Raw genomic sequence first — 17,962 nt, forward strand, 5'->3', positions numbered from 1 at the left:
GAGCTGATGGCCAAGACGATCCTCATTGTGGAAGACAATGAGCTGAACATGAAGCTCTTCAACGATCTTCTGCAGGCGAATGGATATCAGACGGTGCAGACGCGCAACGGCATCGAAGCCATAGCGCTGGCCCGCCTGCACAATCCCGACCTCATCCTGATGGACATCCAGCTGCCGGAAGTCTCCGGGCTGGAAGTGACCCGCTGGCTGAAGAACGACGAGGAGTTGCGCGGCATCCCCGTCATCGCCATCACCGCTTTCGCGATGAAGGGCGATGAGGAGCGGATCCGCGAAGGCGGTTGCGAAGCCTATCTTTCGAAGCCTATCTCGGTTTCCAAGTTCCTGGAGACCGTCCGCCATTTTCTCGACAGCTGAGGCCGCCACATGCCGGCGCGCATCCTTGTCGTAGACGATGTCTTGCCAAATGTGCGCCTGCTCGAAGCACGGCTGACAGCCGAGTATTTCGAGGTTGTCACGGCAATGAGCGGGCAGGAGGCCCTGGATGCCTGCGCCCGCAGTGCGTTCGATCTTGTGCTGCTCGACGTGATGATGCCCGGAATGGACGGCTTCGAAGTATGTCGGCGACTGAAGGCCGATCCCTCCACCTGCTACATACCCGTCGTCATCATCACCGCGCTTGATCAGGCGGTGGACAAGGTGGCGGGTCTCGAGGCGGGGGCGGACGACTTCCTGACGAAGCCCGTTTCCGAGCTGGCGCTCATGGCGCGGGTGCGCAGCCTCACACGCATCAAGCAGATGACCGACGAGCTGCGCATGCGGGCCAAGTCGGGGCTGCAGATCGGGCTGTCGAACAGCGTGCTCGACGCCGTTCTCGACGATGGCCTCGGCGGACGCATCCTGATCGTCGATGACCGCGCATCGTCCTACGAGCGCATGCAGCTCGCGCTGTCCATCAATCATCACGTTGAAGTCGAGACCTCCCCCCAGGAGGCGCTGTTCCGGTCGGCTGAGGGCGCCTACGATCTGGTGATTGTCAGCCTGAGCCTGCAGGGTTTCGACGCGCTCCGCCTGTGCAGCCAGATGCGCTCGCTGGAGCGTACCCGCCATCTGCCGATCCTCGCCGTGGTGGAGCCGGACGACAATCTACGCGTGATGCGGGGGCTGGACCTGGGCATCAACGACTTCCTGTCGCGCCCGGTAGACCGAAACGAACTCGTCGCACGCACGCTGACGCAGATTCGCAGGCATCGGTATACACAGCGGCTCCGATCCAAATACCAGATGAGCCTCCAATGGGCGGTCACGGATCCGCTGACCGGCATGCACAATCGCCGCTACATGGAAACGCATCTCGAGACGCTGCTGGACCAGGATCAGGACCGTCCGCGGCCTCTCAGCGTCATCATGGTGGACATCGATCATTTCAAGTCGATCAACGATCGCTACGGGCATGATCGCGGGGATGACGTGCTGCGTGGCTTCGGCGAACGCGTCCGCCAGAGTGTGCGTAGCGTGGACCTGGCCTGCCGCTATGGCGGCGAGGAGTTCATCATCCTGATGCCGGACGCCGATATCGGCGTGGCCCAGGCCGTCGGCGAGCGCCTGCGCCGCCGGATGGAGTCGGAGCCCTTCGGTGATGGAGCGGACGAACCGATCAGCGTCACGATCTCGGTCGGCATCACCGCCAGCCAGCCGAATGACAGCCCGGCTGCAATCATGAAGCGTGCGGACCTCGCGCTGTACCGTGCGAAGAGCGATGGTCGAAATCGCGTGGTCTCTGACGCCGCCTGAATTTTTGCGAGTAATCTTAAAAGTTTAGGTAAATTTTGCGCGGGCTGCGGCGGTACGTTGTTAGCGCTTTGATTCAAATGCGCTGCAACCTAAGTGTGGTGGGCCGGATGTTCGTTGGCTTTTGCCCGTGAGCGCCTGGTGGTCCAAGGACGGTGGGTCCGCCGCATCTCCTGCTGTTCGAGGGCCTCTACCGGCGGGGGCGGTCCAAAAGCCTCAACTCCAGGGCTGTCCCCGCCACCTCATACAGCACATGAACAAAGGGCCGGTGCGAGATCGCACCGGCCCTTTGTTCATTCAAACCAGCTGAGGCTTCAGATCACTTGATCTTCGTCTCGCGGAATTCGACGTGCTTGCGTGCGACCGGGTCGTACTTCTTCAGCACCATCTTCTCGGTCTTGGTCCGTGCATTCTTCTTCGTGACGTAGAAGAAGCCCGTGTCTGCAGTGCTCTGCAGCTTGATCTTGATCATCGCGGCCTTGGCCATGCGAAACTCCTCGGCGGCGCGCGGCGCACACACTGTGAATTCAGGAATGCGGCAAACTACGCATCCGAAGCCTGAAGTCAAGGATTCTCCACCGTCACCTTCTGTGAAGCGCTGCGTCCCGTCGCAATCCTCCAGGCCACAACGACCACATAGAGCAGGAACAGGAGCGCGATCGTCAGCGGCAGCCCATGTGGATTCCAGATGTCCATGCCGAGCCCCATGGCAGGCGGACCAGCCAGGAGACCCAGGCTGTACATCATGACGAAGGTGGCATTCGCGCCCGCCAACTGGGAGCCGCGGAACTGGGCGCCGAGATGCGCGAGGCCGACGGTGTACAAGCCCGCGACGAGGCCGCCCCAGATGGCGACGATGGGGAACAGAGCAAAGGCATGCTGCGCGGCGAACGGCATCGCCGCCGCCCCGACGAAACCGACTGCTCCGAGCGTCAGCAGCAGTTTGCGGCGGTCGACGCGGTCGCTGATGAGCCCCATCGGGATCTGCACCAGGACATTGCCTAGCGCGAGGATCGAGACAAGCAGGGCCGCACTGGCTTCGCTGTAGCCGTTCCTGAGCCCGTAGAGCGGCAGAAAGCTCATGCCGCCCGTCTCGACAGCGCCGAAGATGAACGCCGCGAGGACGGCGGACGGGGCCGCTGCAAGGTAGAGCAGCACCTGGTTGGACGGCGTGTGGTCGATGCTCGGCATCAATTGACCAGCCAGGGCCACGGGAATGATGGAGAGCAGGAACAGCACCGCGCCGATGACATAGGGCGTCATGGAGGTCGGCGGGAAGATCGTCAGCACGGTCGGCCCTATCGCGAACCCGACCGACAGGCATGATGCGTAGATGCCCATGACCAGCCCACGCGAGCCTTCAGGTGCCGCGGCGTTGATCCAGAACTCGGAGAGCACGAACAGGACGCAAAGGGAGACGCCGAACAGAAACCGGAGCGGGAACCACAGCCAGAACGGACCGGCATAATAGAAGCTGATGAACACTGCGGCGCCGAGAACAAGCGCGCTGATGAGCAGCCGCCGGGTGCCCATTCGCGCGGCGATGTTCGGAATGAACGGCGCGAGCATGATGGTCGCGACACCGGACATCGCGGTGTTGATCCCGATCATCGTGCCGGAAACGCCACGCGCCTCCAGCACAAAAGAGAGCAGGGGCACCGAAAGGCTGAGTCCGATGCCGACCACCGTGATGCACGTAATGGCGGTAGCGATGGCCAGCATCCGGTGACGCTGATCGGTGAAGACGCTCATGGATCAGATCTCGTCGCGCCGCATGCGGCCGGCGCGAAAACGAAAGAAGGGGACCGGCAGATCGCGGCTGATTCCCGCTTCTATACGCCGGAATAACTCTTCGAGGATGACACGCGTAATCGGAAGAAGGTCGAGTTCGTCGGTCTCTTCCCGCGTAAGCCAGCGAAGATCATCCAGTTCGGCATCCGGCCCTGCCGGCAACTCCCCGCGTGCCGCGACGCTCGCCGCATCGGCGGCAAAGAAGCGGGTGTCGTAGCGGCGGGGCAGGCCGGTGGGCGTTACCGCCCTTGCGATCAGTGCCAGCCCGGAAAGATCCGGGACAACGGATTCGCCCGCAAACGCAGACCATGACGGTGGTATCCGGCGGCGCTTCCACTCGCCCCGTACGCCAAGGAACAGCCCCGTCTCTTCGGCCGTCTCGCGAATGGCCGCCGCTGCAAGAGCCTGTGCCCGTTGCAGGCTCAGTCGCGGCGCGCCATTCGTCAGCTTTTGCTGCACATGGGCCGGCAAGCCATGTGCCAGCTCGATACCGCTGTCCGTGCGTTCCACGCGGCCGCCGGGAAAAACATAGATGCCGGGGAGGAACCGCATGGCCATGTTCCGGCGCCCCATAAGAACGCGGGGCCCGCTGTCTTCATGCGAAACCAGGATCAGCGAAGCCGCGTCATGGGGACGGCGCTGGGACGGGTGATACGAGGGGGCAGGTGGGGCGTTGGTCCCTTGGGCGTTTGGCGTTTCCGCCGGTCCGCGCAAGCTCACGCGGCTTCCGAACCATGCTGTCCCGGCGCGAAGCCGTGCATGCGCAGCGCCCATTGCATGCCGACCAGTGCACCCTTCACCACCGGGAGGAGCACGAGCGACATGACGATCGTCATGGGGAGCCAGAGCGCCATGTGCACCCAGACTGCCGGCTTCAGCGCCATCTCCACAGCCAGCAGCAAGGCAATGATGATGTGCGCCACGATGAAGATGACGACGTAGGCCGGCGCATCGTCGGCGCGGTGATGATGCAGTTCTTCGCCGCAGACGGCGCACTGGTCGACCACCTTGAGATAGCGGCCGAACATTCGCCCTTCGCCGCAATTCGGGCAGCGGCACATGGCTCCGCGCAGGATACCAGACATCAGCGAACGGTCCCGGGGCGGCGTCTGTTCGCTCACTGGCGCCTCTTGGTGCGGCGTGGTCGCGGCTCGTTGCCACCGGGGCGGCGCATGGCGCGCTTTCCACGGCCGGGCGGACGCATGGTGCGGCCCTCGCTGAGCACCTCGAAACGCAGCGCGCCGGCGACGGGGATGGCCTCGACCAGCTTCACCTCGACATCATCGCCCAGCCGGAACGCCTCGCCGGTGCTCTGGCCGATGAGCGCATGCTGCGCCTCGTCATGCACGTAGTAGTCCCGCCCCAGTGTCGATGCCGGTATGAACCCGGACGCGCCGGTATCGGCCAGCGTGACGAAGAGGCCGGACCGGGTGACGCCGGAGATGCGTCCGGTGAAGGTTGCGCCGATCTGCTCGGCCAGATGATGCGCGATCAGCCGGTCCACCGTGTCGCGCTCGGCCGCCATGGCGCGCCGTTCGGCAGCGGAGATGGCGGTGCCGATCTCGGCCATGATGGCCGGGGTCATGTGAGCCGGCAGCCCGTCGTCGCCGAAGTCGTGGGCGCGGATCAGCGCCCGGTGCACGATGAGGTCCGCATAGCGACGGATCGGCGAGGTGAAGTGCGCGTAGCGGCGCAGGTTCAGGCCGAAATGGCCGTAATTGTCCGCCCCGTACTCCGCCTGCGCCTGCGAGCGCAGCACGACTTGGTTCACGACCTCGCTGTGCTCGGTGTCGGCCACCTTCGCGAGGATGCGGTTGAAGTTCGCCGGGCGCAGATTCTCGCCCTCGGGAATCGCGATGTCCAGCGTCTTCAGGAACTCGCGCAGGCCTGCCATCTTCTCGAGCGATGGCGCGTCGTGCACCCGGAAAACAAGCGGCAGCTTCTTCGCCGTCAGAGTCTCCGCCGCCGCCACATTGGCGAGGATCATGAACTCCTCGATCAGCCGGTGAGCGTCCAGACGCGGAGGGACGATCACCCGGTCGACGCCGCCCTCGGCATTGAGGATGATCTTGCGCTCCGGAAGGTCGAGGTCCAGCGGCTGGCGCTGGTCGCGCGCTTTCTTCACGGCGGCGTAGGCAGCCCAGAGCGGCTTCAGGATCGTGTCGAGGATCGGCCGCGTCGTGTCGTCGGGATGATCGTCGATCGCGGCCTGCGCCTGCTGGTAGGAGAGGCGGGCCGCCGAGCGCATCATCACCCGATGGAAATGGTGCGACCGCTTCCTGCCCTCGGCATCGATGACCATGCGCACGGCAAGTGCCGGACGGTCCTGCAGGGGACGTAGCGAGCAGAGATCGTTCGAGATCCGCTCCGGCAGCATCGGCACGACGCGGTCCGGGAAGTAGACCGAATTGCCGCGGGTCAGTGCCTCGCGGTCCAGTGCAGTGCCGGGACGCACATAGGCCGCGACATCGGCGATGGCCACGGTGATGACGAAGCCGCCGGGATTGGACGCGTCATCATCCGGCGCTGCGTAGACGGCGTCGTCATGGTCCTTGGCGTCCGCCGGGTCTATCGTGACGAGAGGCAGGTCCCGCCAGTCCTCGCGGCCCGAGAGCTCCGCAGGCTCTGCCGCATCGGCTTCCGCCAGCACATCGTCCGGGAAGACGTGCGGAATGTTGTGCGTGTGGATGGCAACGAGGCTGATGGCCTTCTCGCTGTTCAGCGATCCCAGCCGCTCGCGCACGCGCCCGGTCGAATTGCCGTGCCGGCCTTCGCGCAGCAGGTCGGCGAATACGAGATCGCCATCCTTCGCGCCGCCTTCCTCGCCCGGTGCCACGTCCAGCGCGCGACCGAGCTTCTTCTTGTCCACCGGCTCGATCCGTCCTCCGCCGCCCTGGTTGGCGCGGAAGATGCCGAGCACGCGCTGGTTCTCGCGGGTGAGGACCTTGATGACGCGTCCAACCGGACGATTGTCTTCCTCGCGGGTGCTTTCGATCCGCAGAAGCACGCGGTCACCCAGACCTGGAGCATATTCGGGCTTGTGGCCACGGCGTGGAATGTGGACGACGATCTTCGGAGCGGGGCCGTCCCCCTCCCACTCGACCGGGGTGGCGAGCAGTTCGCCATCCTTGTCGCGGCCAGTCACTTCCGCCAGCACGACGCCGGGCAGGGCGCCCGGAGTGCGCAGCTTCCGGCTCGTGCGCCTCAGCGAGCCTTCGCGTTCCATCTCCTTCAGCAGCGCCTTCAGCGCCACCTTGGCCGCGCCGCCCTTGATGCCGAAGGCCTTGCCGATATCCCGCTTGCCGGCCTGCCCCGGATTCTGGGCGATGAAGGCGGCGATCTGGTCCTTGCTCGGAAGGTCGGGTGTGCGGGAGGGGGCCAATCGTGCTCCTTGTCAGTCGCTTGCGGTCGCCACGGCCTTGCGAGCCGCGGGCTTCTTCTTTGCCGGCGCCTTCTTGGCCGCCGCCTTCTTCGCCGGAGCCTTGCCATTCGCGGCGGCCTTGGCGGGAGCCTTTTTGCGGGCGGGCTTCGCACCGCCGCCGGCCTCCACCTTGGCTGCGATCAGGGAGACGGCCTCATCCAGCGTGAAGGTCTCCGGGTCGCGGCTCTTGGGTATCGTCGCGTTGATCTTGCCGTGGCTTACATAGGGTCCGAAACGCCCGGCGCGAAGGGTGACGGCGCCACCTTCGGGATGATCGCCAAGGGTTTTTGCCGGTGTAGAACCGGCGCGGGCGCCTCGGCCGCCGGCAGCCTTTTCGGCCAGCACGTCCACGGCGCGGTTGATGCCCACCTCGAAGACCTCCTCGGGCGTCGGCAGGTTCGCGTATTTGCCGTCATGCGAGATGTACGGCCCATAGCGGCCGATGCCGGCCTGGATCATCTTGCCGGTCTCGGGATGCAGGCCGATGTCGCGAGGCAGCGCCAGCAGCTCGACGGCCCGCTCTAGTGTCATCTCGCCGGGAGCCCAGCCTTTCGGCAGCGATGCCCGCTTCGGCTTGTCGCCATCGCCCAGCTGCACGTAAGGGCCAAACCGGCCGTCGCGCAGCGTGACGTCGAGCCCGCTCTGCGGATCCTGGCCCAGAACCTTGTTGCCGTCGCCGCCCACGCCTGCCGTGTCGTCCGCACCGCTTGCCGCGAGCGGCCGCGTGTAGCGGCATTCCGGATAGTTCGAGCAGCCGATGAAGGCTCCAAACTTGCTGGTCTTCAGCGAAAGCCGGCCGGTGCCGCAGACCTGGCATGTGCGCGGGTCGCCGCCGTCTGCGCGGGGCGGGAAGATATGCGGGCCGAGAACCTCGTTGAGGGAGTCCAGTACCTCGGTGGTGCGCAGTTCCTTGGTGCCCGCGATCGCCGCTGCGAAATCGCGCCAGAAGTCCCGCAGCACTTCTTTCCAGTCGAGCTCGTTGTCGGAGATGAGATCGAGCTTTTCCTCGAGGCTGGCCGTGAAGTCATACTCCACGTAGCGGCGGAAGAAGCTTTCGAGGAATGCCGTCAGCAGGCGTCCCGTGTCTTGCGGAACGAGGCGCTTCTTGTCGATCTCCACATAGCCGCGGTCGCGCAGCACACCGAGCGTGGCCGCATAGGTGGAGGGACGCCCGATGCCGAGCTCCTCCATCTTCTTCACGAGGCTTGCTTCCGTGTAGCGGGGCGGCGGCTCTGTGAAGTGCTGGGTCGAGGCAATCCCACGGTTCTCAAGCCGCTCATGCGCGGCAAGGATGGGCAGCCGGCGGCTGTCCTCGTCCTCGGAATCGTCGTCGCGGCCTTCCTGGTACAGCGCGAGGAAGCCATCGAAGGTGATGACCGTGCCCGAGGCGCGCAGCTCAAGGCCGCGACCACCAGCATGGGCCACGATCTCGGCCGTGGTGCGCTCCACCTCGGCGGATTCCATCTGGCTGGCGACGGTGCGCTTCCAGATCAGCTCGTAGAGCGCGAGTTGCTCCTTATCGAGATATTGCCGCACATCCTGCGGACGGCGCGACACATCGGTCGGCCGGATCGCCTCATGGGCTTCCTGCGCGTTCTTGGCCTTGGTCTTGTAGACGCGCGGCGCACCCGGCAGGTAGCGGCGGTCATAGCTGCGGCCGATGAAGGAACGCACCTGCGTGACTGCTTCCGGTGCGATCTGCACGCCGTCGGTACGCATATAGGTGATGAGGCCGACGGTCTCGCCGCCGATGTCCACGCCCTCGTAGAGCCGCTGCGCGGTGCGCATCGCGTTGGTGGCGGACAGGCCGAGCTTGCGGGAGGCTTCCTGCTGAAGCGTCGAGGTGGTGAAGGGCGGCTGCGGATGCCGCTTGCCGGGCTTTGCCTCCACCGAGGCTACGGAGAAGTCGGCAAAGTCGAGCGCGCGCTTGAAGGCCGCCGCTTCATCGCCGGAGTTGATGCCGAGCCGTGAGATCTTCTTGCCGTCGGCACCCACAAGGCGCGCCTCGAACGGCTCCCCCTTGGTGTTGGCAAGGGTCGCCACCAGAGACCAGTATTCCTGTTTGACGAACGTCTCGATGTCGCGTTCGCGGTCGCAGACCAGGCGCAGCGCCACGCTTTGCACACGGCCTGCCGAGCGCGCGCCCGGCAGCTTGCGCCACAGCACCGGCGACAGGGTGAAGCCCACCAGATAATCGAGCGCGCGGCGAGCCAGATAGGCGTCTACCAGAGCAGTGTCGATCTCGCGCGGCGCCTTCATGGCGTCGAGAACCGACTGCTTTGTGATGGCGTTGAAGACCACGCGCTGGACCGTCTGGCCTTTGAGCGCCTTCTTCTCCCGCAGCACTTCGAGCACGTGCCAGGAAATGGCTTCGCCTTCGCGATCAGGGTCGGTTGCGAGAATCAGGCGATCGGCGCCGCGGACAGCGCGGGTGATATCCGCCAGACGCTTCTGCGCCTTGGCGTCGACTTCCCACAGCATGTGGAAGTCCTGCTCGGGATCGACGGAGCCGTCCTTGGCGGGCAGGTCGCGCACATGCCCATAGGACGCCAGCACCTCATAACCGGAGCCAAGATATTTATTGATCGTCTTGGCTTTCGCCGGGGACTCGACGATGACGAGATCCATGGATGCCTGTCGGGAGAGGTGAGATCAAAGCGCCGGGTGGCGCGGCGAGAACATGGGGAAGCGGCCGCGGCAAGTCAAACCGCGCCTCTGTCGTGAAGCCGAATGCATGTTCAGGTTGTGTTTAGTAGATATTGCAATCAGCGCGAAAGGGAGCTAACCCTCTGATAGTGGGGCAGTTCAGGATTTATTCCGGTTGCAATCGCGATCCGGGCTGGGCCAGCTGATGGGGAGCTACCATGAACACGGACAACAGGGTCGGTTCCATGATCTCGCCTGTGCAGACGGCGGAATATGTGGCGGAGATGTCGAGCCAGCTATCCGCGCTTGCCAGTAAATCCGGACTGGATGTGGTTGCTTATCTGCTTGAGCTGGCGCGGCTCGAAGCAGAAGAAAATGCCAAGGCAATCCGCTGAGGTCGCCTTCAGATCAGGCTGATTCGACCATTTCCGTGGCGCTCCAGCCGTCCTGCAAGCTCAAGCTCAAGCAGCGACATTTGCACATCGCGGGCGGAAGAGCCGGATAGCCGTACAAGATCGTCCACATCGCAGGGCGAGGGGCCGAGTAGCCCCTCGATCCGGCTCCGCACCTCGCCATCCTCGTTCCATGCGGGGCTGACCTGACCACCTTCGGAGAAGCTGGTTTCGAACAGATCGGGTTGATGCCTCAGGCCCGGGCTTAGTGCTTCCACGACATGCTCGGCGCAGGTGATCAGCGTCGCTCCGTCGCGCAGCAGGCGGTTCGAACCTTCGCAGCGCGGGTCCAGCGGAGATCCCGGCGCAGCCATTACCTCGCGGCCGATCTCGTTCGCCAGCCGTGCAGTGATCAGCGAGCCCGAGCGCATGGCCGCCTCGACGATCACCGTGCCCATGGAAAGGCCGGCGATGATGCGGTTGCGCCGGGGGAAGTCGCGGGCGCGAGGCTCCCATCCCAGAGGCATCTCCGTCACTGCGGCACCCCCCTCAAGCACGCGGGCGAGCAGTGGAATGTGCTCCGGCGGGTAGATGCTGTCCGCACCTCCTGCCAGAACGGCGACGGTGCCGGTGGATAGGCTTGCCTCATGCGCCGCAGCGTCGATGCCACGGGCAAGACCCGACGTGATGCAAAAGCCTGCGCGGCCAAGATCCATCGCAAGCCGCGCGGCAAAGGTCCGCCCGGCAGCCGACGCGTTGCGTGCGCCCACGATGGACACCGACGGCTGCACAAAAACCGCGCTGCTTCCAATCACCGTCAGCAGTGGAGGGGCGCCTTCCATCTGGGCCAGCACTGCCGGGTAATCCGGCTCACCAAGTGCGATCACGCGGCCGCGGATGCGCGCCAGCCCTGCCAGTTCCCGCTCCGCGTCTGCACGTGAGCAGAGCCGGAGCTGCCGCGTGGCGCCGCCGCGACGCGCAAGATCCGGCAAGGCGGCGAGTGCCTCGCCCGCGCCGCCGAACTGGTTCAGGAGGGTCCGGAATGTGCGGGCGCCGACATTCTCGGACCGGATCAACCTCAGCCAGCTCAGCCGTTGCTCATCGGACAGCGCGAGGCCGAAGGATGGTGGCAAGACTCAGACGCTCTCGGTCTGGCGCGTCTTGCTGCCGATCTTTGTCTCGGTGCCAGCCATCAAGCGACGGATATTGGCATGATGCTTGACGAAGATCAGCACCGCCAGGATCAGGAACAGCACCGAAACCGACGCCGGCTTTCCCAGCCACAATATCAGAGGAGTCGCGGCCGCAGCGACGAGCGCGGAAAGCGATGAGAAGCGGGTGAGCCATGCAGTCGTCAGCCATATGGCAGCGAAAGCGATGGCAGACGGCCAGCTGAACGCGATCAGCAGGCCGATGAATGTCGCGACACCCTTGCCGCCCCGGAATCCGAGCCACACAGGAAAAAGATGGCCGATGAACGCGCCCAGGGCGGCGGCGATGGCCGCCTCGGGGCCCCACATCGCAGCAATCAGCACCGCGACAGTGCCCTTCAGCGCATCGCAGAGAAGCGTCGCGGCAGCCAAGTCCTTCCGGCCCGTCCTCAGCACATTCGTGGCGCCGATATTGTTGGAACCGATGCTTCGGATATCCCCCAGCCCTGCGGCGCGGGTCAGCAGCCAGCCGAACGGGACCGAGCCGAGCACGTAGCCGAAGGCGAGAGCAGCAAAGAGGAGAGGCAGCGAGAGGTCAGCCAAATCGGGCACCGGGAGGTGGGTTGCGCGAGACTATTGATACACCGTTCGACCGGCGACAAGCGTCCTGAGCACGACGCCCTCCAGCCGTGCCTCGTCGAAGGGCGTGTTCTTGGACTTTGAGTGAAGATTTCTGGGATCGAGCACGAAGGGCCGTTCCGGGTCAAAGAGGACGAGATCGGCGGGAGCGCCCCTGACCAATCGCCCGCCCGGAAGGCCGAGCAGGTCCGCCGGGCGCGTGGACAGCGAGCGCAGCAGGTGCGGAAGGCTCAGATGGCCGGCATTCACCAGCCGGAGCCCTGCGCTCAGCATTGTCTCCAGCCCCAGCGCTCCATCCGACGATTCCGCGAATGGCTGCCGCTTCTGCTCCACGTCCTGCGGATTGTGATCGGAGACCACGATGTCGATGAGCCCTTCCGCCAGCGCCTCGGCGAGCGCCTGCCGGTCCTCCTCGGCGCGAAGCGGCGGGGAGACCTTGAAGAAGGTGCGGTAGTCGCCGATGTCCGTTTCGTTGAAGGACAGGTGGTTGATCGAGGTGCCGCAGGTAAACGGCAGCCCTGCCTCTTTCGCGCGGCGGGCAATCTCTATCGAATCCCGGCATGTGATGATGGCGGCATGGTAGCGGCTGCGCGTCATGCGGACGAGGCGCACGTCGCGCTCCAGCATGATGGCTTCAGCCTCTGCCGGCCTTCCCGACAAACCAAGCCGGCTGCAATATTCGCCCGCATTCATCACGCCCGTTCCGGCAAGGTCCGGATCCTCGGTGTGATGGACGATCAGGGCGTCGAAATCCCGCGCATAGGTGAGAGCGCGGGTCATAACCCGGGCATTCGCAACCGAGCGCGCGCCATCGGTGAAGCAAACGGCGCCGGCCAGTTTCAGGAGGCCGATCTCCGTCATCTCCTGACCGCGCAGTCCCTTGGTCAGGGCAGCGGCGGGATGAAGGTTCACCACGGAATTGTCCCGTGCCCGGCGCAGCAGGTAGTCGACGATCGCGGGATCGTCGATCACGGGATCGGTGTCCGGCATGCACACCACGGTGGTGACGCCACCAGCGGCGGCGGCAAGACTGCCGGAGCGTATGGTCTCGCGGTGCTCCGCCCCGGGCTCGCCGAAGAAGGCCCGCATGTCGACGAGGCCCGGCGAGAGAGCCGCGCCGCCGCAGTCCACGATCTCCGCACCCTCTGGAGCGGTGGCGAGGTTGGGGCCAAGGTCGGCGATGACTCCATCCTGGATGAGAAGCGCCCCGCGCGTATCAGTTCCGCCGGCCGGATCGATCAGGCGGGCATTTCGCAGGAGGAGGGGACGTTCGCTCATGCCGGCACGCTGTTCGGGAGGTTGCGGGCAAGAGCTTCCAGCACGGCCATGCGGACGGCGACGCCCATCTCCACCTGTTCGCGGATCAGGCTCTGCGCGCCGTCGGCCACGTCCGAATCGATCTCGACCCCCCGGTTCATAGGCCCGGGATGCATCACGAGCGCGTCCGGCTTGGCCCAGGACAGCTTCTCGGCGTCGAGGCCGTAGAAGTGGAAATACTCCTTCACCGAGGGCACGAAGCTGCCGTTCATCCGCTCCAGTTGCAGGCGCAGCATCATCACGATATCGGCGTCCTTCAGGCCTTCGCGCATGTCCCGGAACACCTCGACGCCGAAGCGGTCGATGCCGCGCGGCAGCAGCGTGGAGGGCCCGATGACCCGGACTCGGGCGCCAAGCGCCTGAAGCGCGATGATGTTGGAGCGGGCCACGCGGCTGTGCAGCACGTCACCGCAGATGGCCACGATCAGCCCCATGATCCGCCCCTTGTTGCGGCGGATGGTCAGGGCGTCGAGCAGCGCCTGCGTCGGATGCTCGTGAGCGCCGTCGCCGGCGTTCACCACGGCGCAATCTACCTTGCGGGCCAGGAGATGCACGGCGCCGGCCGCGTGGTGGCGCACCACGATCAGGTCGGGGTGCATGGCGTTGAGCGTTGCTGCCGTGTCGAGCAGCGTCTCGCCCTTCTTGATGGAGGACGAGGCGACCGACATGTTCATCACGTCCGCACCGAGACGCTTTCCGGCGATCTCGAACGAAGACTGGGTGCGGGTCGAGTTCTCGAAGAACAGGTTGATCTGGGTTCGCCCGCGCAACGAGGAGCGGCGCTTCTCCACCTGCCGGTTCACGGCGACGGCTTCCTCCGCCAGATCGAGCAGGCCGGCGATCTCGAAAGGGGTCAATCCCTCGATACCCAGCAGGTGCCGGTGGCGGAACGTGAAGTCGGGGGCTGCTTGAGCGGTCATCCGAGCCGGTCTCTTAGGTGGAGTCGGAACCCCTCGCAAGGCGGTGCGTTCTTCTTCTAATCGCCGGCAGCCGCCGGCACCACCCCATGGAGGCCGGCATGGCTTTCCCGTTTAACATGCGTACAGCTGCAGCAGGTCTGGCGCTGCTCACTGCTCTCGGTGCCACCGGCGTTCAGGCCGCCCCTGCTTTCAACGCTGCGCCTGTGGTAGCACAGGCCACCGAAGGCGTCGCAGACGCCAACCTCACCGAAGTCCGCAACCGCCGTTATCACCGCGGCTATTACCGGCACCATGGCGGCATCGGCCCGGGGGTCGCGCTTGGAGCGCTTGGGGTGATCGCGGGCGCCGCGGTCGCCAACTCATACTACAACGACCGCTACTATGATGACGGCTATTACGCGCCGCGCCGGGTGTATCGCTACTATGAGGCACCGCCGGCTTACTATTACGCGCCCCCGCCGCGCAGGTACTACTACCGCTACTGAGAACGACAATGGAAAGGGCGCCACGGCGCCCTTTTTCATTAGCCGAGTATGGCGCGAAGGCGGTCGAGAGCGCCCTGGAGGATGAATGCGGCAGCGTGCGCGTCGATGACCTCAGCGCGCCGGGCTCGGCTTACATCCTGCTCGATCAGCATGCGCTCGGCCGCCACCGTTGAAAGCCGCTCGTCCCATAGCGCAATGGGGGTTTCCGTCCGGGTGGAGAGGTTGCGCGCAAAGGCGCGGCTGGCCTGGGCCCGCGGGCCTTCCGTTCCGTCCATATTGACAGGAAGCCCGAGCACAAAGGCTGCAATCCGCCGCTCTGCGGCGAGCTTCAGCAGCTTCTCCGCATCGGCGCTGAACTTGCCTTTCGTGAGGGTAAGGAGCGGCCCGCCAACCCTTCGGCTGTCATCGGAAGCCGCGAGGCCGATGGTCTTGGTGCCGAGATCGAGCCCGAAGAGCGAGCCTCGCGCAGGCAGGAGCGGGGCAAGTTCGTCTACGGTGAGGATGGGTGCGGGCATGGTGCGCCTTAGCACGCCCGGGTTCTGCGGCGAAGCAGCATGCGGTTGACCGGGCCGGCGGCGCCGCTACCTTCCGGCGCACCGATGGAGAGCAAGCATGCGCATCACCTGGTACGGCCATTCCGCCTTCAAGCTGCAGTTCGCCGACAAGGGCCTGCTTTTCGACCCCTTCATCACCGGCTCGGGTTACGGAGGCGGGCTCGATGACGCAATGGCCGGCGTGACGCATGTGCTGCTGACCCATGGCCACGACGATCACGTCGGCGACACGGTCGAGATCGCGAAGCGCACCGGCGCGACGCTGATTTCCAGCTTCGAGATCGTCAGCTGGCTGGGCCAGCAGGGTGTCGAGAAGGTGGAGCCGATGAACACCGGCGGCGCCATCACCGTGGACGACTTCACCGTCACCCTCACGCAGGCCTTCCACTCTTCGGGTGCCCTGGTGAACGGCGTCTTCGCGCAGCTCGGCCATCCCAACGGCATCATCGTGGAAGCGCCGGGGGAGCCGACCGTCTTCCACCTGGGCGACACCGGTTTGTTCGGCGACATGAAGCTGATCAACGAGCTGTACCGCCCGAAGATCGGCTTCGTGCCGGTGGGCGATCGCTTCACCATGGGTGCAAGAACTGCGGCCTACGCCGTGAACAACTTCTTCGACTTCGACCTTGTCGTGCCTTGCCACTACGGCACCTTCGGCCTGCTGGCACCCGATGCCGACAGCTTTGTGAAGCAGGTCACCAAGCCCGGCACTAAAGTAATGGTGCCGGAAAAAGGCCGCGCGTTTGAGGCTTAGGTATCACGCACGGTCCAGCGTGGTTGCGAGGCGCGGGCGGCAGGTGCTATCCGCAGGACGCATCAGTAAGCACTTACCTATCTCGAGGTCTTGATGGCGGTCGACGAGGCCCTGGTTCGGCGCGTGGCAAAGCTTGCCCGCATTGCGGTGACGGACAGCGAGGTGCCACACCTCGCGGGTGAGCTGAACGCCATCCTGAACTTCGTGGAAGAGCTTTCCGAGGTCGATGTCGAAGGCATCGAGCCAATGACCAGCGTCACGCCGATGAAGATCCCCATGCGCGAGGACAAGGTGACCGCGGGCGGCGAGCCCGAGCGGGTGCTGGCCAACGCTCCCGTCCGCGAGGGCAATTTCTTCGTGGTGCCGAAGGTGGTGGAATGAGCGACCTGACCGATCTGACGCTTGCCGAAGCCCGCGACGGGCTGGCCGCCAAGCGCTTCACGGCCGTTGAACTGACGCAGGCGCATGTGGATGCCGTCGCCGCGGCACGCGAACTGAACGCCTATGTGCTTGAGACGCCGGAGAAGGCGCTGGAGATGGCCCGCGCCTCCGACGAGCGGCTGGCGAAGGGGCAGGGCGGCACGCTCGAGGGCATCCCGCTGGGCGTGAAGGACATGTTCTGCACCGAGGGCGTGCGCACCACCGCGTGCTCGAAGATTCTCGGCGAGTTCGTGCCGACCTACGAATCCACCATCACGAGCCAGCTCTGGCGCGATGGCGCGGTGATGCTCGGCAAGCTCAACAACGATGAATTCGCCATGGGTTCGTCCAACGAAACCTCGGCGATGGGCAACGTCATCAATCCCTGGCGCGCCGAGGGATCGACCGAAAACCTCGTCCCCGGCGGCTCGTCCGGTGGCTCCTCTGCGGCTGTCGCGGCGCGGCTGTGCCTCGGTGCGACGGGCACCGACACGGGTGGCTCCATTCGCCAGCCTGCAGCGTTCACCGGCATCGTCGGCATCAAGCCGACCTATGGACGCTGCTCGCGCTGGGGCGTGGTGGCCTTCGCTTCGTCGCTCGATCAGGCCGGGCCGTTCGCCCGCACGGTTCGCGACAGCGCCATTCTGTTGCGCTCGATGTCCGGCTTCGATCCGAAGGATTCCACATCGGTCGATCTTCCGGTGCCGGACTACGAAGCGGCTCTTGGCCGCTCTGTGAAGGGCCTGCGCATCGGCCTGCCGAAGGAATACCGCGTCGAGGGCATGCCTGCGGAAATCGAGCAGCTTTGGCAGAAGGGTGCCGATTGGCTGCGCGACGCCGGAGCCGAGGTTGTGGAGATCTCGTTGCCGCACACGAAGTACGCCTTGCCGGCTTATTACATCGTGGCGCCGGCGGAAGCGTCGTCCAATCTCGCGCGCTATGACGGTGTCCGCTACGGCACCCGCGTGCCCGGCCGCGACGTGACGGAGATGTACGAGAACACCCGTGCCGCCGGGTTCGGCGCCGAGGTGAAGCGCCGCATCATGATCGGCACCTATGTGCTCTCCGCCGGCTATTACGACGCCTATTATCTGCGGGCGCAGAAGGTCCGGACGCTCATCAAGCGCGACTTCGACCTGGCCTTCGAGGCCGGCGTCGACGCCGTGCTGACGCCGACCACGCCGTCACCTGCCTTCGCCATCGGCTCGAAGAGCGAGGCCGATCCGGTCGAGATGTACCTGAACGACATCTTCACCGTGACGGTGAACATGGCCGGACTTCCGGGCATCTCCGTTCCGGCGGGCCTGTCCTCGGACGGTCTTCCGCTCGGCCTGCAACTCATCGGGCGCCCCTTCGATGAGGAAACGCTGTTCGCGCTCGGCCATGCCGTAGAGCAGGCGGCGGGCTCCCTGCCGAAGCCGCAGGCTTGGTGGCGGTGACCGCCGACCGTGACCTTCTTGCCGCGCAACGAGCGGTCATCGATGCGCTGGACGAGGAGTTCGTCGGCCTGCTGGCGCGCCGCCTCGCGGTGGTGGAAGAGGTCATCGGCATCAAGCACGCCAACGGCATTCCGGCCCTGCTGCCGGAACGCGTCGACGAGGTGATCGAGCATGTTCGCGCCCATGCGCGGACCGTAGGCGCGCCGGAGGACCTTGCGGAGCAACTGTACCGCGAGATCATCGGCTGGACGATCAGATACGAAGAAGGAAAGCTCCGCGCGTGA

19 protein-coding genes are annotated in these 17,962 nt (G+C 65.2%); 8 read left to right on the forward strand and 11 right to left on the reverse strand.

Translation table 11 applies throughout. The annotated features are described in order from the left end of the window. Positions 1-6 precede the first annotated feature (6 nt). On the forward strand, positions 7-375 hold the full coding sequence (locus tag SCD90_RS03735; RefSeq protein ID WP_319843298.1) for a response regulator: 369 nt from the start codon (positions 7-9) through the stop codon (positions 373-375). Between the two features lie 9 nt (positions 376-384). Continuing rightward, positions 385-1,752: a PleD family two-component system response regulator gene (locus SCD90_RS03740; RefSeq protein WP_319843299.1), complete on the forward strand. Its 1,368-nt coding sequence runs from the start codon at positions 385-387 to the stop codon at positions 1,750-1,752. 316 nt (positions 1,753-2,068) lie between these two features. Here the strand turns inward: SCD90_RS03740 and rpmG are convergent, their stop codons facing one another. The 6 genes from rpmG to topA form a co-directional block, all read right to left on the reverse strand. After that, a complete protein-coding gene (rpmG, locus tag SCD90_RS03745; protein ID WP_319843300.1) occupies positions 2,069-2,236 on the reverse strand; it encodes a 50S ribosomal protein L33 in 168 nt (55 codons plus the stop codon). A 77-nt stretch (positions 2,237-2,313) separates the two neighbouring features. After that, positions 2,314-3,501 carry an MFS transporter gene (locus SCD90_RS03750; protein ID WP_319843301.1) on the reverse strand — a complete coding sequence of 396 codons (1,188 nt, stop codon included), beginning with the start codon at positions 3,499-3,501 and terminating at the stop codon, positions 2,314-2,316. A 3-nt stretch (positions 3,502-3,504) separates the two neighbouring features. Continuing rightward, positions 3,505-4,092: an NUDIX hydrolase gene (locus SCD90_RS03755; protein ID WP_341849673.1), complete on the reverse strand. Its 588-nt coding sequence runs from the start codon at positions 4,090-4,092 to the stop codon at positions 3,505-3,507. Between the two features lie 164 nt (positions 4,093-4,256). Further along, on the reverse strand, positions 4,257-4,625 hold the full coding sequence (locus tag SCD90_RS03760) for a DUF983 domain-containing protein (protein WP_319843827.1): 369 nt from the start codon (positions 4,623-4,625) through the stop codon (positions 4,257-4,259). A gap of 32 nt (positions 4,626-4,657) precedes the next feature. Further along, positions 4,658-6,922 carry a ribonuclease R gene (gene rnr / locus SCD90_RS03765; RefSeq protein WP_319843303.1) on the reverse strand — a complete coding sequence of 755 codons (2,265 nt, stop codon included), beginning with the start codon at positions 6,920-6,922 and terminating at the stop codon, positions 4,658-4,660. A gap of 12 nt (positions 6,923-6,934) precedes the next feature. Continuing rightward, complete coding sequence (gene topA, locus SCD90_RS03770) at positions 6,935-9,589, reverse strand: type I DNA topoisomerase (protein ID WP_319843304.1); 2,655 nt, start codon at positions 9,587-9,589, stop codon at positions 6,935-6,937. Positions 9,590-9,825: 236 nt separating this feature from the next. Here topA and SCD90_RS03775 point away from each other — a divergent pair, with 236 nt between their 5' ends. Beyond that, positions 9,826-10,002: a hypothetical protein gene (locus SCD90_RS03775; protein WP_319843305.1), complete on the forward strand. Its 177-nt coding sequence runs from the start codon at positions 9,826-9,828 to the stop codon at positions 10,000-10,002. Positions 10,003-10,010: 8 nt separating this feature from the next. Here SCD90_RS03775 and dprA read toward each other — a convergent pair whose 3' ends face one another. From dprA to SCD90_RS03795, 4 genes are read right to left on the reverse strand one after another with little or no spacing between them, the layout of a single operon-like run. After that, positions 10,011-11,132: a DNA-processing protein DprA gene (dprA, locus tag SCD90_RS03780; protein WP_319843306.1), complete on the reverse strand. Its 1,122-nt coding sequence runs from the start codon at positions 11,130-11,132 to the stop codon at positions 10,011-10,013. 3 nt (positions 11,133-11,135) lie between these two features. After that, positions 11,136-11,753 carry a glycerol-3-phosphate 1-O-acyltransferase PlsY gene (plsY, locus tag SCD90_RS03785; protein WP_319843307.1) on the reverse strand — a complete coding sequence of 206 codons (618 nt, stop codon included), beginning with the start codon at positions 11,751-11,753 and terminating at the stop codon, positions 11,136-11,138. Between the two features lie 30 nt (positions 11,754-11,783). Beyond that, positions 11,784-13,067 carry a dihydroorotase gene (locus tag SCD90_RS03790; RefSeq protein ID WP_319843308.1) on the reverse strand — a complete coding sequence of 428 codons (1,284 nt, stop codon included), beginning with the start codon at positions 13,065-13,067 and terminating at the stop codon, positions 11,784-11,786. Further along, positions 13,064-14,026, reverse strand: a complete 963-nt coding sequence (locus SCD90_RS03795) for an aspartate carbamoyltransferase catalytic subunit (RefSeq protein ID WP_319843309.1) — start codon at positions 14,024-14,026, stop codon at positions 13,064-13,066. The genes SCD90_RS03790 and SCD90_RS03795 overlap by 4 nt, the downstream gene beginning before the upstream one ends. Before the next feature lie 98 nt (positions 14,027-14,124). Here SCD90_RS03795 and SCD90_RS03800 point away from each other — a divergent pair, with 98 nt between their 5' ends. After that, positions 14,125-14,511, forward strand: coding sequence for a hypothetical protein (locus SCD90_RS03800; protein ID WP_319843310.1), 387 nt, complete (start codon positions 14,125-14,127; stop codon positions 14,509-14,511). Between the two features lie 38 nt (positions 14,512-14,549). Here the strand turns inward: SCD90_RS03800 and ruvX are convergent, their stop codons facing one another. Next, entirely contained in the window at positions 14,550-15,026 is a 477-nt protein-coding gene (ruvX, locus tag SCD90_RS03805; RefSeq protein ID WP_319843311.1) for a Holliday junction resolvase RuvX, read from the reverse strand. Between the two features lie 97 nt (positions 15,027-15,123). Here ruvX and SCD90_RS03810 point away from each other — a divergent pair, with 97 nt between their 5' ends. The 4 genes from SCD90_RS03810 to SCD90_RS03825 all read left to right on the forward strand — a co-directional run bounded on the left by SCD90_RS03810 (position 15,124) and on the right by SCD90_RS03825 (position 17,962). Continuing rightward, complete coding sequence (locus SCD90_RS03810; RefSeq protein WP_319843312.1) at positions 15,124-15,819, forward strand: metal-dependent hydrolase; 696 nt, start codon at positions 15,124-15,126, stop codon at positions 15,817-15,819. A 93-nt stretch (positions 15,820-15,912) separates the two neighbouring features. Continuing rightward, entirely contained in the window at positions 15,913-16,200 is a 288-nt protein-coding gene (gatC, locus tag SCD90_RS03815) for an Asp-tRNA(Asn)/Glu-tRNA(Gln) amidotransferase subunit GatC (RefSeq protein ID WP_319843313.1), read from the forward strand. Further along, positions 16,197-17,678 (forward strand): Asp-tRNA(Asn)/Glu-tRNA(Gln) amidotransferase subunit GatA, encoded by a 1,482-nt coding sequence (gatA, locus tag SCD90_RS03820; RefSeq protein ID WP_319843314.1) that lies wholly within the window; start codon positions 16,197-16,199, stop codon positions 17,676-17,678. The genes gatC and gatA overlap by 4 nt, the downstream gene beginning before the upstream one ends. Then, positions 17,669-17,962 (forward strand): chorismate mutase, encoded by a 294-nt coding sequence (locus SCD90_RS03825; protein ID WP_319843315.1) that lies wholly within the window; start codon positions 17,669-17,671, stop codon positions 17,960-17,962. The genes gatA and SCD90_RS03825 overlap by 10 nt, the downstream gene beginning before the upstream one ends.

Source organism: Terrihabitans rhizophilus (assembly GCF_033898525.1).
Lineage (GTDB): Bacteria > Pseudomonadota > Alphaproteobacteria > Rhizobiales > Methylopilaceae > Flaviflagellibacter > Flaviflagellibacter rhizophilus.